This is a genomic window from Streptomyces katrae, from assembly GCF_000966975.1.
GTDB lineage: Bacteria > Actinomycetota > Actinomycetes > Streptomycetales > Streptomycetaceae > Streptomyces > Streptomyces katrae.
Genome location: NZ_JZWV01001647.1, coordinates 1 through 1,425, shown reverse-complemented (window position 1 = coordinate 1,425; position 1,425 = coordinate 1). Strand labels below are relative to the sequence as shown.

Annotated in this window: 1 protein-coding gene; it reads right to left on the bottom strand. The window is 77.3% G+C overall.

The window, feature by feature from the left end; translation table 11 throughout:
* Positions 1-1,425: polyketide synthase dehydratase domain-containing protein (locus VR44_RS39825; protein ID WP_045952582.1), on the bottom strand; the 1,425-nt coding region annotated here is incomplete at both ends.

Genomic DNA, 1,425 nt, shown 5'->3' with positions numbered 1-1,425 from the left:
ATCGGCGGCCTCGACCAGCGCGAACCGGCCCGGGTGCTCGGTCTGCGCGGACCGCACCAGACCCCACACCGCGGCCGTGGCCACGTCCTGGACGTCGGCGGTGAACACCAGCCGGGAGGCGGCGTACCTTTCGTCGGCCGCCCAGGCCCGCACCAGGGCGAGGGCCTCCGCGACGGCCGAGTGGACCTCGCCGCCCGGGGTCCGGGTGACCACGTACGCGGGGACGTTCTCCCCCTCCTCGCCCAGCCACGCCCAGCTGCCCGGCTCCCCACCGTCGACGGCCGCCGCCTCGGCCCACTCCAGGCGGAACAGCGCGTCGCGCAGCGAGCCGTCCTCCAGCTGTTCGGCGGTGACGGCGCGCAGCGCGAGGGACTCGACGGCCGCGACGGGGGCTCCGGTCCGGTCGGCGAGGGTCAGCGCGACGGCGTCGGGGCCGGCGGGGGCGATCCGGACGCGCAGGGCGGTGGCCCCGGACGCGTGCAGGGACACCCCCGACCAGTTGAACGGCAGCCGGGCCCGGCCGGGTTCCTCGGGGACGAAGGAACCGAGGCCGATGCCGTGCAGGGCGGCGTCCAGCAGCGCCGGGTGGAGGCCGAACCGGCCGGCGTCGGCGGTGGCCGCCTCGGGCAGCGCGACCTCGGCGTACACCTCCTCCCCGAGCTGCCACGCGGCCCGCAGCCCCTGGAAGGCGGGCCCGTAGCCGAAGCCGAGCGCGGCCAGCACCTCGTACAGGCAGTCGGTGTCGAGCGCGGTGGCCCCGGCGGGCGGCCAGGCGGCCAGGGGCGCGCCCGCTCCCCGTGGCACGTCCGGGGTCCGGAGGACGGCGCCGGCGGCGTGACGGACCCACGGCTCGTCGGAGCCGGCGTCCTCCGGGCGGGAGAACAGGCTCAGCGCACGCCGACCGTGCCCGTCCGGCTCGGCCAGCATCAGCCGCAGCTGGACGCCGCCGGACGGCGGGAGGACGAGCGGGGCCTCGATCGTCAGGTCGTCGAGCAGCCCGTGGCCGACCTCCTCACCGGCCCGTACGGCCAGTTCCACCATGGCCGCGCCGGGGAACACGACCTGGCCGTGCACCTGGTGGTCGCGCAGCCACGGGTGGGTGTGGAGGGAGAGCCGGCCGGTGAACAGCATCCCGGACGCACTGGGGAGGGTGACGGCGGCGCCCAGGAGGGGGTGGCCGGCGGCGGCGACACCGGCCGAGGCCACGTCCCCGACCGAGCCCACGGAGGTGGACACCCAGAAGGTCCGGTGCTGGAAGGCGTACGTGGGCAGGTCCACACGGGAGACGCGGGAGCCCGCGAAGAACGCCGTACGGTCGGCCACGGCGCCGGCGACGAGCAGCCGTCCGAGGGCGGTGACGGCGCAGACGGCCTCGTCGCGGCCCCGGCGGAGGCTGGGGACGAGAGCGGTGCTCTCGTCGTGCTC